The following is a 20,584-nucleotide window of genomic DNA, read 5'->3' on the forward strand; positions in this document are numbered from 1 at the left end:
TCCGGCGGTGAGTCGCGACCGGTGACAGACGTCATACGTTAGACGTATATATCGGAGAACGTCAATGTGATGACAGAGCCCCGGACGACAGCGGGCCCGACGCGGAGATTGCCGTCCGCGCCGGGCCCGCCGCCATCCCGTGGGATCAGGCGGTCACGCAGGTGGCCGTCGTACCCGGACCGGTGCCGGTGCCCTGGAAGCCGAAGTTGGTCGACTGCCGGCCGAGGACGCGGCCGTTGTAGCCCACGTTGCGGAACTGGACGGTTCCGCTGGTGCCGCTGGCCTGGGCGTTCCAGGTGCCGGTGACCGCCGCACCGCCGGGCAGCACGATGGTCACGGTCCAGCCGTTGATGTCCGACTGCCCGGCGGTGACCGTCACGCTCGCGGTGAAACCGCCGGCCCACTGGTTGATCGCCACGTCCGCGTAGCAGCCGCCACCGGCCGGCGGCGTGGTGTTGGGGGGAGTGGTCGGCGGGGTCGTGGTGGTCGGAGGCGTGGTGGGCGGTGTGGTCGTCGGCGGGTTGGGTGCGCCGTTGGCCAGACTGAAGGCCAGGTCGGGCTGGAACGAACCGGCCGTGTAGCGGCAGCCGTCCGCCTCACCCGGCGGCTTCACCCAGAGGTACGCGTCGATGTTGGCGTCGCCGGTGTTCGTCGTCGGGTACTGCCCGATGCGCCGGTCGGTGTTGTCGTCGCCGCACCAGTCCCCGCTCGCACCGCCGTTACGACTGGTGTCGATGACCTGGCGCTTGCCCGAGATGCCCATGCCGTTGAGCGAGGAGATGACCGCCCGGCCGAAGTTCGCCTCGCTGGAGGTGGAGTTGTAGTTCGACACGTTGCTGAAGAAGCCGTCGGCGTACTGCACGCCGGCCGCCCGGAGCCGGTTGGCCGTCTCACTCGCGCTGTTCCAGGTGGAGTGCCCGGCGTCGAGGTACACCTTGGCGTTGGGGTTGGCCGACTTGATGGTCCGGGTGGCTGTCGAGATGGCCTGGTTACGCGCGTTGATCTCACTGCTGCTCAGGCACGTCAGCAGGGCGAGCGAGTCGGTCTCCAGGATGATCAGGACGGTCTGGTTGCCCAGCCCTCTGGCGAAGTTGGTCACCCACGTCTGGTACTGGTTGAGGTCTGGCGCCCCACCCGCGCTGGCTCCGCCGCAGTCCCGGTTGGTGATCTCGTACACCGCCAGCACCGGGATCTGCTGCCCCGCGTTGGCGGCGCCGATGTGCTCGGAGACCTCGGCCTGCACCGTCGACGGGTTGAAGTTGGCGAACCAGCGGGCCTGCGGCTGACTCGCGATCTTGTCGCGGATGACCGAGGCACGCGAGTCGCCGGGGTTGGCGGCGACCCAGCGGACGACCGCTGAGCTCGGGTCGCGGTAGAGCGAGCCGGAGACAGTGCCGGCGGACGCACCGCTGACGGCGAAGCAGACGCCTGCGGCGACGGTGCCCGCGATGGCCGCCACACTGATGGCCGCCGATCTGCTGCGGAGCGGGGAGAGGATAGCCACGACGTGTTTCCTCCTGATCACATAGACGTATCGAAGTTTGTGGGAGCGTTCCCATGGACGGTAGCGGAGGCGCACGCCGCTGCCAAGGTATTCGGACTTGTCATCGCAACAGCGGCGGCGCTCGTTCGCTGCCGCCTGGGGCAAGGTCATCCCGGCACGCCGCACGAACGGCAGACGGGACCAGTCCCAGGCTGCGCCGCTGCGCCACGCATCGAACGCTTCACGGATGACACACCCGGACAGCCACCCCTGCTCGGCGCCGGCGATCGCGTCGGCGGGGTGCCGCGACCTCAAAAGGCCGCAGGAGGGTGCGGCGGCGTGGACCCGCCGAAATCCGGCCAGCGACGAGGTTCGGCGCGCTCCCGAACTGCCGCTGACCTTCGAAGGCAGCCGGGCATCAGTGCCCGGCGGACCCTGGCAATACCGAACCCACCGGGCACTTCGATAACGCCGAGCACCTATCCGAGGTGAGGTCGCTAGGCGCCCCTGGGACCAATCTCGTCCAAAACGTCGAGGTCACCTTCACTCGTGGCGACCACGAGCCATGATCGATCCTGAGCTACGAAGTAGTGATGTTCTGGTATTTCGAGCAGCGCAGCCAGAACAGCGCCGGCGTTCTCGACACCGAAGCGGACACCATACGGCGAAAGCCCGTCCCCTGCATGTTCGACCACCGCGCCGTGACGCAGACGCATGGAGACTTCCCTGGACACCATCGCGGCCAACCGCGTGTCGTCCGCGACACTCCAGTGCGCGTGCCTGCCCGGCGCGCGGCTCCAATCAATCTTGGCACCTCGTGCCGGAACGTTCTGGCTCAACCAACTGAAGACGACTGACAGGTCGAATGTGTCCAGTTCACTCAATGGCGCTACGCCATATACCGCATCTTCCCAGTAGTCACCCGCCATCATCTGCACCCAAAGCGTGCTTGCAGTTTGGTGACAGTCTCTTCGGTGGCATTGAAGTTGAAGTGGGGCCCCTTCTCCTTGCCACTCCAAACATTGATATGCGCACCGTTCCGCTCGTCGAACTCAATCCTGAAACCTGTCTTGCGGTCGGCCGTCTGCATGCCAATCGGCTTACCCTCGATGTCGTAGAACTTGCCGATGGTCTGCCGTTCGGCTTTGAACCCGCGTTCTTCGAGCCACGCCAGAGCCTTGTTCATCGCCTGGTTGTAATCGTCATCAGCCGTGTTTGCGACGAGAGCCGATGCGTCATCGGTCGTGGCATCGTACATCGGCGAGCCAACGATCCTGAGGCGCAGGGCCGGCGTTGTCGGCGTCACCTCGGGGACCGTCGACTGCTTGATCCCCGACGGGCCTTCTTGGCCGCGGAGTGCTCGGGCACCGGATTCGACGGCCTTGGCCAAGGGGACCGGGCAGGCACCGCCCTTGCGGATCTTGTCGATGAGGCTCTTGATGTTGCGGAACTTGTCGGAGTTCTTCCAGGCTTTGCCTGCGGTGCCGAGCCAGCCGATGAATGGGGCTGCGGAGAAACCGCTCAGGAAGCCGCCGACGTAGTCGCCGCGGCCGAAGGAGATGCCAGCGTCGATGATGTCGCAGGCTTCGCCGACGCCGGGGACGAGTCCGCAGGCCATCAGGGTGAATTGCAGCATGTCCATCAGGACGTCGGCGTTCTCGCCGATGAGCTGCTTGAGGTCGCCGAGCATGGCGCACCCGGTGGAGGGCACGCTCGTCGGGGTCTTGCACTTCTCCTGGTCGATGAGGGCCTTGGCGAAGTCGGTGAAGACGCTCACGCACTGCTTTGACACCGAGGACGGGTCGATCGCCAGGCAGCCCCAGGTCTTGTGGTTGTCCAAGGCGGTGCCGTTGCCGCCTGGGCCGCTGCCCGGTTCGGTGCTGCGGCGCTGCTGTTCGGCCTGCTTGACCCGCTCCAGGTAGATCAGAGTGGCTTCCTGAGCAGCCTGCGCGGCGGCTGCGGCGTCCTTCCCAGCGGCTTCCGCGGAGGCTCGGGCGTCGCGCTTGGCCTGGTACGCGGCTCGGGCGTCGGCTTGGGCACGATCGGCGGCGGCGGTGGCGGTCGCCGCCGATCGGGCGGCAGCGGATGCGCTGGCCTGGGCGCGATTGGCGGCGGTGCGTGCGGTCGCGGCGGACGCGGCCGCCTGGTCCGCCGAGCGCTTCGCCTCGGCCGCGGAGGCCGCAGCCTGGTTGGCGAACGTCACCGCCTGCTGGGCGGCCTTGTCGGCCCGCGCCTTGGCCGCGTTGGCCTCCGCCACGTACCCCTGAGCCCGCTTGGCCGCCTCGACCGCACGGTCAGCGTCCTCCAGTGCGGTCTGCGCGTACTGCTGCGCTTCGGCGATCAGTTTCTTCACCGTGGTCAGGTGCGCGGCCTGCTCCTGATCCCGCTGCAGGGCTTCGAACTGCCCCGTGGTCAGGAAGTAGGACAGGTGCGACGCCGGACCGGCCAACGCGACCTTCGCAGCGGCCTGGACCTCCGGGCCGCCGCCGTCCATCACCCGGTAGACGTCGAGCCGTTCGTCGGCCGACCGTGCGGTGTGCTGCCCGGTGCGCAGGAACTGATGCAGCTCCGCGGTAGTCCCGGCCAGCGCGCGCTCGGTCGCGGCCTTGAGGTTCACACCGGTGGTCGGGGCCTGCAGGATCTGGTAGGCCGTCTGCCGGTCCTTGGTGACCTTGCCCGGGTAGTTACGCGTCCGAAGGAATGCCTCGACGGCAGCGTCGTCGTTGCCGAGCGCCGTCTGCGCGGCGGTCTTCTCCGGGCCGTCGGGCAGCGTGTCCACCAGCCGCCACAACCGGGCCCGGTCGTCCTGACCGGCCGCGTTTCGTCGGCCCTGGGTCAGCCACAGCCGCATTTCCGCCTCGTCACCGGCCAGGGCGTCGCGGGCGGCCTGCTTGGTCCACTCACCTCCGGTGGTCAGGAGTGCCAGCGCGGCCCTGCGCCCCCGGTCGAGGACCACGGCGGTGTCCGCGCCGGCTGCGGTCGCCTCGGCGAGCAGCGTCTTCGTCGCGGCGTCGATCCGGTCCTGTTCGGCGGTGTCCCACAGCAGCGAGCGGTTCCACGCCGCCAGCTCACCGCCGGCGGCCTGCGCCGCCTGCTCGGCCTGCAACGCCGCCTGAGCCTGCTGGACACCCTGCTCGGTCCACTCGGCCAGCCGCGCCTCGTCCTCGGCACGCGCCAACGCCTCGACGCTCACCGCCTGCTCGGCCGCGCTCACGGCGACATTCGCGGCGTCCACGGCCGCCTGCGCGTGCTTGGCCGACTCCTCGGCGGAGAACTGCGCGCGATCCGCCGCGTCAGCCGCGGCCAACGCCTGAGTGACCGCATTGTCCGCGTGCTGCGCCGCCGACTGTGCCAACGCGAACGCCTTGTCCGACGCCTCCTGCGCCTGCCGCGCCAGCGCCGCCGCCCGATCAGCAGCCCGATCAGCCGACGCAGCAGCGCTGCGCGCCTGCGCCGCCGCGTTACGGGCCCGCTGGGCCTGCTGCGCCGACACCCCTGACTGACGGCCCGCTTCGTCCGCCGCCACGCCCGCAGCTGCGGCATTCCCGCTGGCCAACTTCGCCGCCGCACCGGCAGCGGAAGCCTTGGCCAGCGCGCGGTCCCGCTCGGCCTTCACCTGCGCCAGTTCCTTGGCGCGGTCGGCCGCGTCGCGCGCCGCCTCCGCCGCCTCCCGGGCGAGCCGCGCGTCGCCGGCGTTCAACCGCGCGGCGGCAGCCGCCTTCTGCGCCCGCGAGGCCGCCTGCGCGGTGAGCGCCGCCGCAGTCGTCGCCTTACGCGACGCATCAGCCGCGACCTGCGCCGCCCGCATCGCCGCGTTGGACGCCGCCACCGCATCCCGCGCGGCCTCAGCCGCACCAGCAGCGGCGTCCGCCGCCCGACCAGCCGCCGCCGACGCTTTGCGCGCGTCACCACCGGCCGCCTTCGCCTCGGCCTCCGCCGCGAGCGCCGCCTTCTTCGCCTCGGCCGCCGCGTTACCCGCCCGCGTCGACGTCTCCTCAGCCGCCAGCGCCTCCCGCGCGGTCGTCTCACTGGCCTGCTTCGCCTGCTCGGTCAGGCTGCGGATCGTGGCCAACTCGGCATCGCGCGCCCGAGCCACGAACTGCCCCCACCGCAGGAACTCCTTCAACTCCTCCGCAGTGCCCTGCAACGCCGCCTTCGCCGCCAGGTCGAGCATCGCGCCACTGTTGTTCGGCGCGTTGGCCAACATCCGCGTCGCGGCCAACCGGTCGTCCGCATACTCGGCCGCCGCACGCCCCGACGCGAGGAACTCACCAACCTGCTCAGCGCCACCCTCGAGAGCGCTCTGCGCGGCCGCCCTGACGGTCACCCCACCGGACTCGAAGACCCGGTACGCCCGCACCCGCTCGTCCGCATCCCACGCCGAATCGAACCCACCGTTGGCGAAGGCCCACATCTCTTCACGCGGCTTGTCCAACGCCGCCAACGCCGCCGCCCGCACCGCGGGCCCGTCCATCCCAGCAATCGCCTGGACGGCAGCACGCTCATCCGCCTGCTGGGCGACGTCGTATCCGACCTCGATGTACGTGCGGACTTCATCGTCGGAACCGAGGAGTGCTGATTCTGCCGCACGCCGAACCGACGGACCCCCGGCAATGAGGTCGTATACGGCTTGATCGCGCATCTCCGCGATTGTGATTTCGCTGTCGGTGTCGGCGTGGGCAGGCACGCCTGAGCCAGCCACCTGAACCGCCAGCGTCAGCACCAGGCAGGCGGCGATCGTTCGGAATGTGCGCCGGGCTCCCCGACGACCACGCGCGAGCAGCGTCATAGACGACGCAACCATCACAACCCCCGTGAGAAGGACAGGCAGAGGAAGCCATGCCGGCCCACGTCAGGAGAGCACGTGTCATCGACGAGACGCGGCAGCAGAATTGGGGCGCTCGGTCCGGTTAGGACCGAGCGTGAAGAGACCGCAGAGGCGGAAGCGGGGCGTGCGCCTGCTTACTCGTTGCGGATTTCGACCAGGATGGCCTGCGGCGCCTCGCCGTCGTCACCCGGCTCGATCGCGACCGGTTGGTTCGGCTGCACCTCATAGGTGGGGAGAACCGTGTTGTCCGGCAGCTTGGCCTTCACCAGAATCGTCTCGCTGCCACCGCGCACGCCGAACGTGCCGGGAATCTCCAGGGTGAGGTAACCCTTCGACCCGATCGTGCGGAAGCAATACCACACGCCGTAGGGGTCGACGTCCAGGTGCTTCTCGACCTGGATGAGACCAGCAGGGCACTGCGAGTCGTTGAACGATCGGGCCGAGTCGAACACGATGCGCCCGTCACCCTTGAAGAGCTTCAACCCGTGCTGCGCCAAGATCGCCTCAGCGCCCGGGTAGCTGTAGTCCTCCACGATGGATGGCGGAACATCCGCCTGCTCCGCCGCCGAACCGCTGGTAGCGCTCAGCACCACGACACCAGTCGCCGCAGCCAGGACCGTGACGCCAACAATCGCGCTGGCACCCTTCATGATTTCTCCCCCGTGGAGTTTCCGCCCCGACCCCTGATGGGACCGCAAGGCATCGACCGCGACGCTATCGGTGATCGGCCATATCTACAAGACCCGAGGACATTCTCGGGCGATCAACCGGAACGGGTAGCGGCCGCTCCGCGTCAGCTACCCGGCTCCACGGTCCACCATCGCAGCGCGAGGGCCCGGAGCCGACCGGCTCCGGGCCCTCGTTCGTATCCGCGGTCAGGGGCTGGTGCAGGTGACGTTGCTGGGTGCGGTGGCGCCGTTGCCGGTGGCGGTGAACCCGAAGTTGGTTGACGCGTTCGGACCCACTGCGCCGTTGTAGGGGGCGTTCCTGACGGTGACGCTGCCGGTGGTGCCCGTGTTGACACCGCTCCACAGGCTGCTGATGGCCTGACCACTGGCCAGGGTCAGGCCCACGGTCCAGCCGTTCAGGGCAGCCGTGGAGTTGTTGGCCACTGTCACCTCAGCCTGGAAGCCGCCGGGCCAGGTGTTCAACGTCCGGTAGGTGGCCGTGCAGGTGCCCGGCTCACCGGTGGGCGGCGGAGTGGTCGGCGGCGGGTCGGTGGGCGGCGGCGTCGTCGGCGGGGTGGTCGACTCGAACTGGCTGAAGAACCTCCAGATCTCACCCGAGGTCCACGTCCGCGAGTCGTTGGGGCTGCCGGAGCCGTCGACAGGGCTCGGCGTGTGGTCACCGTCGAACGCCGCCCACTGCACCGGGTATCCCGCGCGGCAGCCGGAGTAGGCGGTGGTGATGTGGGTGAGGCTGCCCCGGCTCGGTTCGCGCGGGCTCTGCGCGGTGCAGCCGTTGTTCCGCACGAAGGTGTCGCGCAGTTGCCGGCCCTGCGAGATGTTCAGCACGCTGTCGAAGGTGCCGTGGATGCCGAAGTAGGCGACCGGCTGCGTTCCGCCGTTACACCCGCTGAGGTTGGCGCCGGAGATGACGGTGACCGCACGGATGACTGTGGGCCGGGCGCAGGCCACCGCGTAGCTCATGGCCCCGCCGTAGCTCCAGCCCAGGGCGAAGCGCTGGGTGGTGTCGACGCAGAGGTCGTTCTCGACCTGCCGGGAGATGTCGTCGAAGAGGGTCAGGTCCCGACCGTTGGTGTTGGCCCAGCCGGCGTTGAGACCCTGCGGAGCGACGAAGATCGCGCTGTTGTTCGACAGCGGTTGCAGCCCGTAGTAGCCGGCCGAGGTGACGTTGTTGGCCGAGCCGTTCAACCAGTGGAAGCCGAAGATCAGCCGGTAGGGGCGGTTCCGGTCGTACCCGTCCGGGATCCGCAGGTTGTAGGTACGACTCTGCCCGCTGCTCTGGATCGTGCGCGTGCCGCTGGTCAGCGTGGGGGCCTTGCCGCAGCCGGCGGTCGCTGCGAGGGTGCCGTACGTCGAGGCCACCGCGGCTTCGCCGAGGCCGCCGCTGAGCGCTCCGCCGGTGGTGGCCGCGAGGAGAAGCGCCGCGGCCGCGATGGATGGGAAGAGGTGCCTGCGTTTCAGCATTGCTTGGCTCCTTGCCAGTGGGCGTCTGGTGCTCGTGACTCGGCAGCGGCACAGGGTGCGTGCGTCCGCCATCCGTCGGCGCCGGGGTCGCCCGTGGTGGGGCTTCGAAGCTGGGCGTGCGACCGGGCGGAGTCGTCCGGCGATCAACGCGGTCGCCTGGCGTCGACGGGGCCCGGACTGGTCACCGACCGGGAAGGCTGCGGGAGACGTGCCCCTCGGCTCGTCTTCGCCGGCTGTCGTGGTGACCGGGAGCGTGCCCTTCACTCCCGGGTGAAAGATAGCATGTTATCGATAACAGGAGAGACGGACAGGGCCCGTGAAAAGGGGTTACGACGTCATGAGCCGCGCGGTCGGGCCGCCCACTCCGCGGCCACCTCCTGCGGGTCACCGGTCCGGAACAGCGGAGGCTCGTGCAGCAGGAAATCGCGGTGGCTGATGTTCCAGGCGTACGCCCCGGCCATCGCGAAGACCAGCACGTCACCCACGCCGATCGGCCCGGCGGTGGCCGACCGGGACAGCACGTCCTTCGGCGTGCAGAGCTGCCCGACGACGGTGACCGGCCCACCGTCGGTACGCGGCCCGTCGAGGCCGCCCCGCCGGTGCACGCTGAACGGCTGCGCGTGGCCCTTCGCCGCCGGTGTACGCAGGTGGTGGGTCCCACCGGCCACCACCACGAACCATTCGCCGTAGGAGCGCTTCACGTCGACGACCTCGGTGAGGTACGCCCCGCAGTAGGCGGTCACCGACCGGCCCGGCTCGATGCGCAGCCGCACGCCCGGGTACGTGTCGAGGACGTCCGCCAGTGCCCCGCCGTACGCCGCCCAGTCGAATCGGGCCACCGGGTCGGTGTAGTCGACCGCCATGCCCCCACCGACGTCGACCTCGTCGGCGCCGACCTCGGTGACGGCCCATGTGACGACTGCGGCGGCGACCGTGCCGGCGAGGGAGGCGTCCAGCCCGCTGGCCAGGTGGGCGTGGATTCCGCGTACGTCGATTCCGGCGGGCGGTCGACGGGCGCACTCGATCGCGTCGGCCGGGTCCATGCCGAACGGGCTGGGCCCACCGCCCATGACCAGGCTCGCGCCGGGGGCGTCGACCGGCAGGTTCACCCGCAGCAGCACCTGGACCGACCGGCCGGAGGCGGTGGCGAGCGCGCCGAGCCGTCGAAGCTCGGCGGGTGACTCGACGTGGATGCGGCGCACGTCGGCGGCGAGTGCGGCGGCGAGGTCCGCGTCGGTCTTTCCCGGTCCGGCGTACGCGGCGGGGGCCCGGTCCGGTGACAGCTCGGCGAGCCTGCGCAGCTCGCCACGGCTCGCGGCCTCGAACCCGTCGACGACCGGTGCGAGGGTACGCAGCACACCGGGATCCGGGTTCGCCTTGACCGCGTAGAGCAGCTCCACCGGCCCGGGCAGTGCCGCCCGGATGGCTCGGGCCTGGGTGGCCAGCGCGTCGAGGTCGTGGACGTAGACGGGTCGGGTCATCGGGGCCCGCCCAGCGGGTTGGGCACCGGCACGAAGGGCGCGGCCCGGTCGGCGTCACGCCGCCACCTGACGAGCAGGTTCGCCTTGGCGGGCAGCGGCTCCCCGGTCAGCAGTGCGCGCAGCTCGGGTGGGTCGTCGAGGTCGGCCGCCAGGCGTTCGAGGACGGCCCGTAGCTCCTTCCACAGCCGCCGTTCGATCCCGGGTCGCGCGTCGGCCAGCGCACCGCAGATGCCACCGAGGTGGTTCACGAAGAGGCAGTAGACGATCCGCCGGCGGGCGTCCCGGGACCCGTAGCGGACCTGCTGGGGCACACCGTCGGGCCAGCCGATCAGCCGATCGGCGTCCAGCTTCACCCCCTCCAGGTCGCGCAACAGCATGCGGACCGGACGGCGGTCGCGGTCGAGCACGACGACCACGTTCTGCAGGTGCGCCTCGTGCACGACGCCGTGGCGCAGCCAGCACCGCAGCACCGCCGGCACCAGCAACCCGACGTACGCACGCCACCAGGCCACCGGATCCGGTGTCACCAGCGGCGTGGCGGCCAGCGCCGCCGCGAGCATCGGGGTGTCCCCGGGACGCAGGTGCGGGCGTAGGCCGGTGCGCAGGATCGTCCCGTACGCCTCGTCCGGGCCGGGAACGTCGACGGTGCGGTAGGCGGGTTCGGCGAGGAGCCCGACCCCGTCCGGCAGCGGTACCCGCGCCAGCAGATCGGTCAGGGCCACCGCCCCGGTGAGTTCGTAGCGGGCGTTCTTGCGCAGGCAGTTGGTGATCCGTACGTGCAGGCTGGTCTTGACGAACAGGTCGGCGGTCGGGGCGTACAGGGTGCGGACGCTCGCCGTCGGCAGCATCGGCACGCCGGCCTCGCCCAGGTCGCGCAGGAGCGCGTGCGTCGGCGGGATCAGGGACAACTGCCAGGGATGCACAGGCAGGACCCGATGCCCGGCCGGGGGTCGCGGCGGGTCGAGAGCGGCCACGAGCGCGTCGAACGGCCCGGCACCGGCGACCAGCTCATCAGGTACGGCGAGCCAGTGCAGCCGGAACGACGTCCGCAACTCCGGCGCGTACGCCCGCCAGCGGTCCGGATCGCCGCTGCGCCACTTCGGGGTCGGGTGGTGCGGGTGGCCGAAGACGAGTGACTGTTCGGAGTCGACGTACGCGTCGATGGCGGGCTCGCCGGTGGGGTTCGGGTTCTCGGCCGGTCGGTCGGCCAGCAGCCGGGCGACGGTGTCCCGGCTGGCCTGGACCTGCTCGACGAACTCGTCGTTGACCAGGCCGGTACGGCTACCGAGTTCGGCCGCGACCAGGCGGGCCAACCCGTCGGCGTCGAGGTCCGCCCACCGCCCGCCCTCGGTCGTCCGCTGCACCGGGCCGACGTAGCGGTGTGCCCCGAGCGGCGAGTTCCGCGCGACCGCGCAGCGCACCGTGACGTCGAGGTGCCGCAGCGGGAGGTGTGCGGCACCGTCGACCATCCCCGGGGTGCCGTCCGGCGGGGCGAGTTCGCGGACCAGGCAACCGAAGACGGCGTGCGCGGCGGCCAGGTCGGCGAGCCGGCCGGTGTCGGTGGGCGGCCGGGAGCGCAACCGGGCGCTCGTCATCGTGTCTCCCGGAGGTAGTTCGGGCCGGTACGCAGGTAGTACTTGTTGATGTCGGCGCAGCCCAGCCGCTGCTTGGGCAGCAGGGTGCCGGCGGTGAGCATCCCCTTGACGGGCAGGTGATCGGCCCGCAGGACCCGTTCGGTGAGGGTTCGCGCGGCGGTTCCGTCGCCCCAGCGGTCGCGGGCGGCGGCGAGCCGGGGTGCCAACGCGTCGGCGGGTGACGGTACGGGCAGCCCTCGGGCGGCCAGCGCGACCAGGGGTGCGGCGGCGGCCAGGTGCAGGGTGATGGTGCTGAACACGTCGGCCAGTTCCTGCGGGTCGCGCGCCCACATCCGGTCGTCGTCGAGGGTGAGCCCACCCGGGCCACCGTGTCGCGCGTCGAGTCGGGCCCCGTCGTCGTCCTTGTAGAGCAGGCCGACCGTGCCGTCGGGGCGTACCAGCAGGTGGATGTTCTGCGGGTGCGCCTCCAGGGCTATCCCGTGCCGCAGCCAGAGGTGGACGTGCCAGTCGAGCAGCAGGTCCAGGTAGGACTCCAGCAGCGGCACCGGCCGGTCGGGGCTGATGCGTTCCAGGACGGTCCCGGCCTCCGGGTCGACGGCGGCGAGGGCCGCGACCGGCACCACGTGCACGCCCGCCAGATCGCGCGGGAACCGGCGCAGGAGGAAACTTCGCCGCTCGTCCCCGTCGACGTGCGCCCAGGTGCCCTCGTCGGCGTGCCGGATCCGCCCGGCGAAGGTCGGCTCGGCGGCGGCGATCCGGTCGAGCAGGGCGGCGACGGCAGCGCCGTCCGCGAGTGAGCCCGGGCGCAGCGTGCGTCGGTTGCGGGCGCCGAGGCTCGCGGTCGGCAACGGCAGCTTGAGATGCAGGTACGGGTCGTGGTCGAGCGCCACCGTCCGCATGGAGAGGGTGGGTCGTACGGTGATCGCGGGCAGGTCCGTCACCGGTAGCGCGTCGCGCGTCGCCGTGATCGGGTGAACCGGCAACAGGACCTGGTCCGGGCTCTGGGCGCGCGGCCACCAGCACGGGAGTTCGCCGGTGAGCCGGACGGCCTCGGCGGGAGCGGCGTGCCACCGCAACGTGAACCGAGGGTCGTGCTCCGGGGCGTACCGGAGCAGTTCGTCGTCGTCGAGACCGTGCCGGCACCGGTCGGTGGGGTACACCGGGTGGCCCTGGTGGGCGGCGAGCACATCGTCCAGGAGCGCCGCCGGCAGACCCGTGGGGGTGCTCGCCCGTTGGGCGACCATCTCGGCGAACACCCGTTGCCGGTTGCCGGCGGCGAGCCGCCGGGCCCGCAGGTCGGCGCGGCACTCGACGCCGAAGTCCCGCCAGCCGGCCTCGGCCTCGGGGCTGCCGCTCGGGGCGAGCAGCGTCAACAGCCCTTCCAGGGTGTCCGTGCGGTGGGTGCCGCCGTCACCGTCGAGCAGCACCACCATCGGCGCGGCGCTGCGTAGCGCCTGCTGGAAGCCGTCCGCCCGCACCGGGACGCGCAGCAGACCGGCGGGGTGCGGCACCTGCCACCAGTCGGGGCCGTCCGGTCGGCCGGTGCTGAGCAGACCGAGGTGGTCCTCGCGCAGCAGCGCGTCGAGCACCCGGGCGAAGAGCTCCCGCTCGCAGTCGTCGGTCACGCGGCGATGGTCCACTGGAGATCTCTGCGGAAGGCGGCCAGCGACTGCCGGACGGCGTGCTCGTCCGGGCCGACGGCGTGCAGCACGGCGAGGTAGTCGCGGTTCGTTCCGGTGTGCTCGGCGACGCGGCCCACCTCGCGCAGCGGATGGCAGGCCAGCCGGACGTCGCCGTGCACGGCCTCCACCCGGCCCGGCGCGGTGACCAGGCGGCCGGGGCGGTCCGCGCAGACGTACTCGACCTGGGCATACCGGTCGACGGTGGCGGGCAGGCGCAGAGCGGTCAACGGCTCGCCGAGGTGCAGGCGGATGACGTGCTCGAACAACGGCGCGTCGAGCAGTTCCGCGAGGATCAGGTCCATCCGGTCGCCGATCAGCCGGTAGTTCACCTCGATCAGCCGGACCCGACCGTCGGAGACGACGTACTCGGTGTGGCAGGCGCCGAAGCCGACCCCGAGCGCGTCGAGGCACGCCCGCAACTGGACGCTCTCCCGCTCCGCCGGGGGCGACCAGGCGAGGCTCTCCTCGGTGAAGGTCGGCGGTGGCCCGAGGCCGGTACGCCAACCGCCCAGGGGGGCCAGCGCGACGCCGTCGCCGAGGGTCTCGAAGGTCCGCAGCTCGCCGACGAGGTACTCCTCGACCACCAGGGCGACGTCCGGGCGGCGACCACGGATCTCGGCGACCCGGGCGGTCAACTCGGACCCGTCGACCACCAGGTACGCGTCCTCGCTGGCCACCCCCGAGCGGGGCTTGACCACGGCCGGGAACATGCCGTCCGGCACCTCCGGCACGGCACCGGGGTCGATGGTGACGGTGCGTACCAGATCAAGTCCGGCAGCCGCGATCGCCCGGCGGGCCGCGGCCTTGTCCTTGCACAGACGGGCGGCGTCGGGGTCCTTGCCGGGCAGGCCGAGCTGTCGGGCGGCGATCGCGGTGACCTCCTGAAGGTGGTCGCTATTGGACAGTAGCGCCACCGGTGGGATCGGTGCCGTCGCCGCGACCACCGCCGCCGGGTCGCGGACCGCGCAGAGCGCCACCGGAACGTCGGTCGGCCACTCGGCGGGCCGGTCGGTCAGCACGGTGACCGGGAGCCCGAGCGCCGACGCCGCGGGGAGGAACCCGTCCACGACGGCGTCGGTGGGGTTGAGCGCGGTCAGGTACAGCCGCAACGACGCCTCCGTCGACCGCCGACAGGTGTCACGCCCCGGCCTGCACGGCGTCCGCGGTCGGTTGTTCCGCCGGGTGGACGGCGGGGCCGGGACCGGCGGGAAAGCGCCGCTGGTGGGCCAGGCCGAGGACGACCCCGGCGACCACCAGCACGATGGCGGCGACCGCCACCGCCGGGTAGCCGACCCGGTCGGCGGCCGCGAGGCCGATGGACGCGGCCACGAACGAGCACACCAGGCCGAACGACGACAGGACGGTGAAGTCGGTGCCGCCGGTGTCGGGGCGCGAGTAGTCCATGTTGACGGTGTAGAGCACCACGTTGGCGATCGTGTAAGCCACCATGAAGCAGCAGAGCGCGGCGACCGTCGAGCCCAGCGGCGCGCGACCGTTCATCAGTGGCAGCAGGAGCAGTGTCGACACCGTGAGGGCCGCGCCGCCGACGACGAGGACGCCGCTGCGCCCGAACCGCCCGATGCCCAGACCGGCGACCAGACCGGCCACGATGGCCGGCGCGCTGATCACCACTCCGGTGACCACGCCGATCCGGCCCAACGACCACCCGGCGTCGACCAGGGCGGGCGTGACCAGGGCGTACGCCATCCCCGCGCCGACGTAGACCAGCGGCACCACGCCGAACGTCCACCACCGGCAGCCCGGCTGGCCGAACACCGACAGCAACGCCCGGTAGGCGGTGCCGATCCCGGCCACCCGATCGGTACGGGGTGGCTCCCGGAACCGCCACACCACCAGCAGGCCGACCGCCGTCATCGCGGCCAGCAGGCCGATCGCCGGAACCCACCCGAACCGGTCGTAGACCAGGACGCACGCTCCACCGCCGAGCAGGTTGCCGAGGTAGCTCGCGGCGACCTGGATTCCGTTACCGGTCCCCCGGCTCGACGCGGCGAGCATCCGGACCGCCACGGCGTCCACGGCGATGTCCTGCGTGGCGGAGAAGAAGACGTACGCGGCGCAGATCGCGACGATCGGGCCGAGCGCGTCGGCCGGGTCGGAGAACGGCAGCAGCGCCAGCAGGGCGAGCACCAGGGCGCTCTGGAGCACGAGCAACCAGGACCGGTAGTGCCCGCGGTGCCGGGATCCGTACCGGTCCAGGATCGGTGCCCAGAGGAACTTGACCGGCCAGATCAGGCCGACGATCTGCAGCAGGGCCAGAGTGTCCAGCGAGGTGCCGCCGTCGCGCAGGATGGCGGTCAGCCCGACGGTGATGAAGCCGACGCCGAGGTACTGCGTGACGTACAGCGCGGTGAGCGTGCCGAGCTTGCCCTTCATGCGGCTTTCCAGTAGCCGAGGGAGGTGACCCGGTCCTTGTCGACACCCAGCGTCCGCCGGATGTGTCGGGTGATGCCACGGGTCGTGGCCGCCTCGCAGGCCACCCAGTAGTGCCCCGCGCCGCCGGTCGGCAGGGCCGCGCAGACCGTGTCGACGAGATGTTGACCCCCGTCGCGCCGAGGAACCCAGGTGACGTCGTGGTGCGCTCGGGCGCGCGGCGCGAGGGCCTTCTCGCCGTCGTGGGCGTACTCCAGCCAGACCGTCGCCGGGATGTCGGCACCGGCGTCGAGCAGGCTGTTCACCGCGGGCAGGGAGGCCGCGTCCCCGACGAGGTAGAGGTGCTCGGGAGCCGGGTCGGGCAGTTCGAACGCGCTGCCCTGGACCGTCGCGCTGATGGTGTCGCCGATCTGGGCGGTGGTGGCCCAGCGGGCGGCGCAGCCGTCGTGGATGGCGAATTCGAGTGTGAAGCGGCCGGTGACCGGGTCAGGGTCGACGAGTGTGTACGCCCGCTGGTGCGCCCGGCCGTCGTTGTCGAACCACAGCCGGATCCACATCGTGGGGTGCACGCCGCACGCCTCCAGCAGGCCGCCACCGTCGAGCAGGAGCCGCTGATAGTGGCCATCGATCGACTCGGTGCCCAGCACGGTCAACCGAAAGTCCCGGCCGCCCATGGCCTTGAGGACCAGGGCCTCCCAGTTCCGTTTCACGCACCCCTCCAGGTAAGGTCATCCTTGGTTAGGGGAGGTTAACCTAAGTTGGGCAGTGGAAGGAACAGAGGACAGCACCCGATGACGTACCTGGAGAAAGTCGCCGGTCTCGGCGAGCTGTCGTTGGTGACCGTCGACCCCGACCGCCACGCCGCACTCCTGCACGGCTGGGTGACCCGGCCCCGCAACTCGTTCTGGGGCATGGGGTCACACACCCTGGACGAGGTACGCGAGATCTACGCCTTCGTCGACAGCCTGCCGACGCACCACGCGTACCTGATCATGGTCGACGCGGAGCCGGTCGGCCTCTTCCAGACCTACCGACCGGAGGCGGACCCGGTCGGCGAGCGCTACCGCGTCCAACCCGGCGACGTGGGAATGCACCTACTGCTCAGCCCCGAGCGACGTCTGGCCCGCGGCCTCACCAACGTCGTCGGCCCGGCTCTCGCCCGCTTCCTGTTCCGCGATCCGTCCGCGCGGCGGATCGTGGTCGAGCCGGATGTCCGCAACCATCTCGCGCTACGCCGACTGGAGATCGAGGGTTTCACCCTCGACTCGGAGATCGACATGCCCGACAAGCGCGCCCAGCTCGCGTTCCTGACCCGGGACCGGTTCGAGGCGAGGCACCCGACGCCGGCCTGACCACCGGCGCGGAGCGCGTCAGCTGTTGGCGCTCCAGAAACCGATCAGGGTCGCGGTCCACCAGCCCACCTGAGAGACGGTGGCTGCGACGACACCCGCGAGCAGAGCCGACCAGGGCGGGCGGCCGTCCGCGACGGTGAGTCGATCGCGGACGCGGCCGAGGAACAACCCGTTGACGCCCACCGCCAACACCGCGAGCAGCTTGACCCAGACCAGCCCGGAGGACGTGTCCGGCCCCAGGGCGGCGCCGCTGGCGAGGAGACCCACCAGGCCCAGCCAGATGAGCAGGTGTGCGCCTCGTGCGGCGGTCAGCACGCTCCCGAGCGGTTCCCGGCGGAACAGCCAGCGGAGGCTGATCCAGTCCACTGTCAACACCGCCCCGAAGCCCACCACGAGGCAGGTCAGGTGGCAGAAGAGGGCGACCATCCGCCAACCCGGGGAGAGGGCGACGTGTGGCGCGACCAGGATCGCGAACAACCATCCGGCGCCCATCGCCACCACCGAGGCGACGATCGCCCGATGACCGGCGGCGCGGCGGTGACCACCGCGCCACCGCACGGTCGGTGCCGAGGCCACCCGGGGCGGCGAGGAGACCCGGGTACGGTGCGCCGCGCGTCGGGCGGGGCGAACGACCGAAGACGCCTCGGCGCGGTGGGCCGCGGTGGACAACCGTGACGGGGTACGGACGGCGGCGTGGAGGTCAGACACTCAGTCGGCCCGCGGGGCGCCGGGCTGACCGTCCAGCGCGCTCAACTCGGCGGTCCGCGCCTGCTGGATCCGAGCGGCGAGCGCCTTGAGCTCGGGGCTACCCCCGGCGTTCTGCTCGCCCCGGCACAGGACCACTGTCTGCGCGAGGTGCGCCCGCAACAGCGCAGCCGCCCGGGACGGCACCTCGGCGTCGGGCGCGGCGCGCAGCTCGGCGAGGCTGGTGGCGGTGACCATGCCGGGCATCTGGTGCCCCTCGTGGATGTTCGACTCCGGAACGTTGCCTGCGGCCAGGAGCCCGCGCAGATCCCGCAACTCGGCCTGGTGCGCCTGCCGAACGTCGCCGAGCAGCGCCCGCAGTGACGGATCGGAGCCCGTCGTCGGCCGGGTGTCGAGGTGATCGATCAGTGCGAGCGCACCCTCGTTCATCGGGATCAACAGTTGGATGAAGGCGTCGTCGGTGCCGTTGAGCACCACGGGCGCGGTCGGCGTCACGGCGGCGGGTGCCGGGGCTGCCGTCGACGGAACCGCGGCCGACCGGTCTGCCGTCTGGTCGGCGCGACCCCAACCCTGGCTGACACCGACGGCCAGCGTCGTCGCGATCAGTGTCGCGACGACACCGACGATCCGCCGGACGCGACCCTCGGCCCCGGAGCGCCCAGCCGGGACCGGTTGGTCCACCGGCGCAGCCCCGGTCAACGGGCGGCCTGGAAGGCGCGGCCGACGGCTGTCGCCTGGCTCCCGCTGCTGAACAACCCGGAGCGGTCCTTGTCCGTGGCCGGCAGACCGAACCACGCGTAGCGCTGCACGTAGGAGAGTTGGCCGAGCATGGCGGTGGCCGCCGTGAGGAAGGCCGCCTGCTGCTCCGGAGCGGGGAACCGCGCCCCGCCCCCGTCGAAGCGGATCAGGGCGAACTCGGTCAGCCAGATCGGCTTCCGGTACCGCTGGTAGACGGCCTGGAGGTACTGCCGCAGCTGGTCGACCGCGGCGGGGGTCGCGAAGTCGCCACCGAACCAGTGCAGGGTGATGAAGTCGACCCGGTGGCCTCGGGCCTGCGCACCGGTCATGAACCGGTCGAGCCAACCCTGCGGGTCGGACGCGCCGACGGCGACCGCCGGGCTGCCCAGCCTGCTGCCCGTCGCCATCAGCTGCGGCCACAGGTCGAGTGCCTGCTCCACGGTCATGTTCGCCTGCTCGGCCATGTCCGGCTCGTTGAAGGTGAGCAGGTCCGGCCCCGCCGCCTTCGCCCGCGCCAGTTCCGGGGCGGTGACGTTCTCCGCACTACGGATCATGGGCACGAACGTGACACCTCGCGGAGTGCTGATCCCCTGGTGGTGGGTGCTCCAGGTGTAGTACCAACCGGCCTTCGAGGCGGCCAACGCCTGACTGGCCCCGGCGAAGTTCCACACCCCGACGCCCTTGCGGGCGGAGCTGACCGCCGGGGCCACCGGCGCCTTCGACGTGGGCCGTGCGCTCGGCGACGGCGCGACGCTCGGCGGGGCGACGGGTGTCGGCGCGGCGGACGGCGGAGCGGCCCAGGAGGGTGCGGACGGGTCGTCCGGGAGGATCACGACCGCCGTGGTGATGGCCAGGACGGCCGCGGCCACACCGGCGGCCAGGGACGGGACGAGGCCATGGGGCCGGTGCAACGCGAGGTCGGCGACGCTCGGCCCGCCGCCCGGGTCGGCGGACGGGGTCGGCCCGGTGCCGGGTGCGACAGCCGAGCTCGGGGGCCCGACGACCTGCGCGGCGGCGGTCGGCGCGGCCGTGCCGGGGAGGTGGGCGCTGAGGCCCGCCGGCAACGGCAGCATCGGCAGGCCGGCGAGCAGCCGGTCGATCGGCAGGAGCGTGGAGCCGAGTTGCCCGCAAACCGCGCAGTCGCGGATGTGTCGGGCCAGTCGCTTGCGCCACAGCGGGCTGGGAGTGCCGTCCCACCCGGCGGCCACAGCCTGCAGGTCGGGGCACCCGGGTCGGGCCCGCAGCGCGCGTACGACGCCTCGGGCGCTCTGGATCTGCTCCTTCATCCGGTGGATCCGAACCGCGACATGCCCCGGTGAGAGCCCGAGAGCGTCGGCGACCTCGTTGCGGGCGATCTCGCCGGTCTCCTCCAGCCACCACAGCGACAGCAGCTCCTGGTCGTCCGGGTCGAGCCAGCGGGTCGCCTCGGCGACCTCCCGTCGCTGGTCGGTGAGGCCGAGCCGGAGGATGGTCATCCCCGCGAAGTCGGAAGCGGGGTCGGGCACGTTGTGGATCGCGTCGAGCCCGGCGTCACGGTTGAGCGCGACGCGTCGGCGCTGCTCCCAGTCGCGCACCTGACGGATGGCGATCGCCACCAGCCAGGATCGGTACGCCGTCGGGTCGTTGAGCGCGGGCAGGTAACGGATGACCCGTACCAACGTCTCCTGGACCACGTCGTCGACGTCGGCGTGACCGCGCAGCGCACGCCCGACGATGTTGTAGACCAGCGGGAGCGAGGCCGCGACGACGTCGTCGAGGGCGCGCTGGTCGCCCTGTCGGGCCGCGACGACCAACCCGACATCGGGTAGTGCTCGACCGGCTGACGACATCTGTGTCACTCCTCGTGTGCTCGTCCGCGCGGCGCCCGCGCTGTGCGTTCACCGCCCTCAAGATCGGAGACTCGCGGCGCCGGGTCGGATTACAGAATTGTCGGGCCGTCGACGGGCCGGAGGCCACCCAGGCCCGTGGGGGCGACGCTGGGCGACACGGACTCATATCGCATCGTACTTTCGGCTAGTTAATTATCCGTCTTTCGGGTAGCGTCAGGTCGTCAAGTGAACGACATGACGCGGTGGTGAGGCCCGTGATCGTGCCTTACGACGCGCACCCCGGCCCGCACGTGCGCCCCGGCGACAGCCGGTTCGGAGATCCCTTCCGGTCGATCCGATCGACGGGCGAC

15 protein-coding genes are annotated in these 20,584 nt (G+C 71.4%); 1 reads left to right on the forward strand and 14 read right to left on the reverse strand.

The annotated features are described in order from the left end of the window. Positions 1-145 precede the first annotated feature (145 nt). The 11 genes from O7617_RS09165 to O7617_RS09215 form a co-directional block, all read right to left on the reverse strand. On the reverse strand, positions 146-1,504 hold the full coding sequence (locus O7617_RS09165) for a glycoside hydrolase family 6 protein (RefSeq protein WP_282262821.1): 1,359 nt from the start codon (positions 1,502-1,504) through the stop codon (positions 146-148). Between the two features lie 476 nt (positions 1,505-1,980). Beyond that, positions 1,981-2,421 (reverse strand): hypothetical protein, encoded by a 441-nt coding sequence (locus O7617_RS09170; protein WP_282262823.1) that lies wholly within the window; start codon positions 2,419-2,421, stop codon positions 1,981-1,983. Further along, on the reverse strand, positions 2,412-6,272 hold the full coding sequence (locus O7617_RS09175) for a hypothetical protein (protein ID WP_282262824.1): 3,861 nt from the start codon (positions 6,270-6,272) through the stop codon (positions 2,412-2,414). The genes O7617_RS09170 and O7617_RS09175 overlap by 10 nt, the downstream gene beginning before the upstream one ends. A gap of 173 nt (positions 6,273-6,445) precedes the next feature. After that, entirely contained in the window at positions 6,446-6,961 is a 516-nt protein-coding gene (locus O7617_RS09180; protein ID WP_282262825.1) for a hypothetical protein, read from the reverse strand. 225 nt (positions 6,962-7,186) lie between these two features. Further along, positions 7,187-8,461, reverse strand: coding sequence for a cellulose binding domain-containing protein (locus tag O7617_RS09185; RefSeq protein ID WP_282262826.1), 1,275 nt, complete (start codon positions 8,459-8,461; stop codon positions 7,187-7,189). Positions 8,462-8,796: 335 nt separating this feature from the next. Next, entirely contained in the window at positions 8,797-9,942 is a 1,146-nt protein-coding gene (locus O7617_RS09190) for an alanine racemase (RefSeq protein ID WP_282262828.1), read from the reverse strand. Beyond that, positions 9,939-11,537, reverse strand: a complete 1,599-nt coding sequence (locus tag O7617_RS09195) for an IucA/IucC family protein (RefSeq protein ID WP_282262829.1) — start codon at positions 11,535-11,537, stop codon at positions 9,939-9,941. The genes O7617_RS09190 and O7617_RS09195 overlap by 4 nt, the downstream gene beginning before the upstream one ends. Continuing rightward, positions 11,534-13,162, reverse strand: a complete 1,629-nt coding sequence (locus tag O7617_RS09200) for an IucA/IucC family siderophore biosynthesis protein (protein ID WP_282262830.1) — start codon at positions 13,160-13,162, stop codon at positions 11,534-11,536. The genes O7617_RS09195 and O7617_RS09200 overlap by 4 nt, the downstream gene beginning before the upstream one ends. Then, entirely contained in the window at positions 13,159-14,328 is a 1,170-nt protein-coding gene (locus O7617_RS09205) for a siderophore biosynthesis protein (protein WP_282262832.1), read from the reverse strand. The genes O7617_RS09200 and O7617_RS09205 overlap by 4 nt, the downstream gene beginning before the upstream one ends. Positions 14,329-14,356: 28 nt before the next feature. Further along, positions 14,357-15,613 carry an MFS transporter gene (locus tag O7617_RS09210; protein ID WP_282262834.1) on the reverse strand — a complete coding sequence of 419 codons (1,257 nt, stop codon included), beginning with the start codon at positions 15,611-15,613 and terminating at the stop codon, positions 14,357-14,359. Beyond that, entirely contained in the window at positions 15,610-16,320 is a 711-nt protein-coding gene (locus O7617_RS09215; RefSeq protein WP_282262835.1) for a siderophore-interacting protein, read from the reverse strand. The genes O7617_RS09210 and O7617_RS09215 overlap by 4 nt, the downstream gene beginning before the upstream one ends. Before the next feature lie 81 nt (positions 16,321-16,401). Between O7617_RS09215 and O7617_RS09220 the strand changes: the two genes are divergently transcribed. Further along, entirely contained in the window at positions 16,402-16,962 is a 561-nt protein-coding gene (locus O7617_RS09220) for a GNAT family N-acetyltransferase (protein WP_282262837.1), read from the forward strand. 18 nt (positions 16,963-16,980) lie between these two features. Here O7617_RS09220 and O7617_RS09225 read toward each other — a convergent pair whose 3' ends face one another. From O7617_RS09225 to O7617_RS09235, 3 genes are read right to left on the reverse strand one after another with little or no spacing between them, the layout of a single operon-like run. Next, the gene (locus O7617_RS09225; RefSeq protein WP_282262838.1) at positions 16,981-17,670 is read right to left on the reverse strand and encodes a hypothetical protein; all 690 of its coding nucleotides are present in this window, start codon (positions 17,668-17,670) and stop codon (positions 16,981-16,983) included. After that, a complete protein-coding gene (locus O7617_RS09230; protein WP_282262840.1) occupies positions 17,671-18,348 on the reverse strand; it encodes a DUF305 domain-containing protein in 678 nt (225 codons plus the stop codon). It lies immediately after the preceding gene. Between the two features lie 14 nt (positions 18,349-18,362). Beyond that, positions 18,363-20,234: a sigma-70 family RNA polymerase sigma factor gene (locus tag O7617_RS09235; RefSeq protein ID WP_282262841.1), complete on the reverse strand. Its 1,872-nt coding sequence runs from the start codon at positions 20,232-20,234 to the stop codon at positions 18,363-18,365. Between the last annotated feature and the right edge of the window lie 350 nt (positions 20,235-20,584).

The sequence above is a fragment of the Micromonospora sp. WMMD1155 genome, from assembly GCF_029581275.1.
Lineage (GTDB): Bacteria > Actinomycetota > Actinomycetes > Mycobacteriales > Micromonosporaceae > Micromonospora.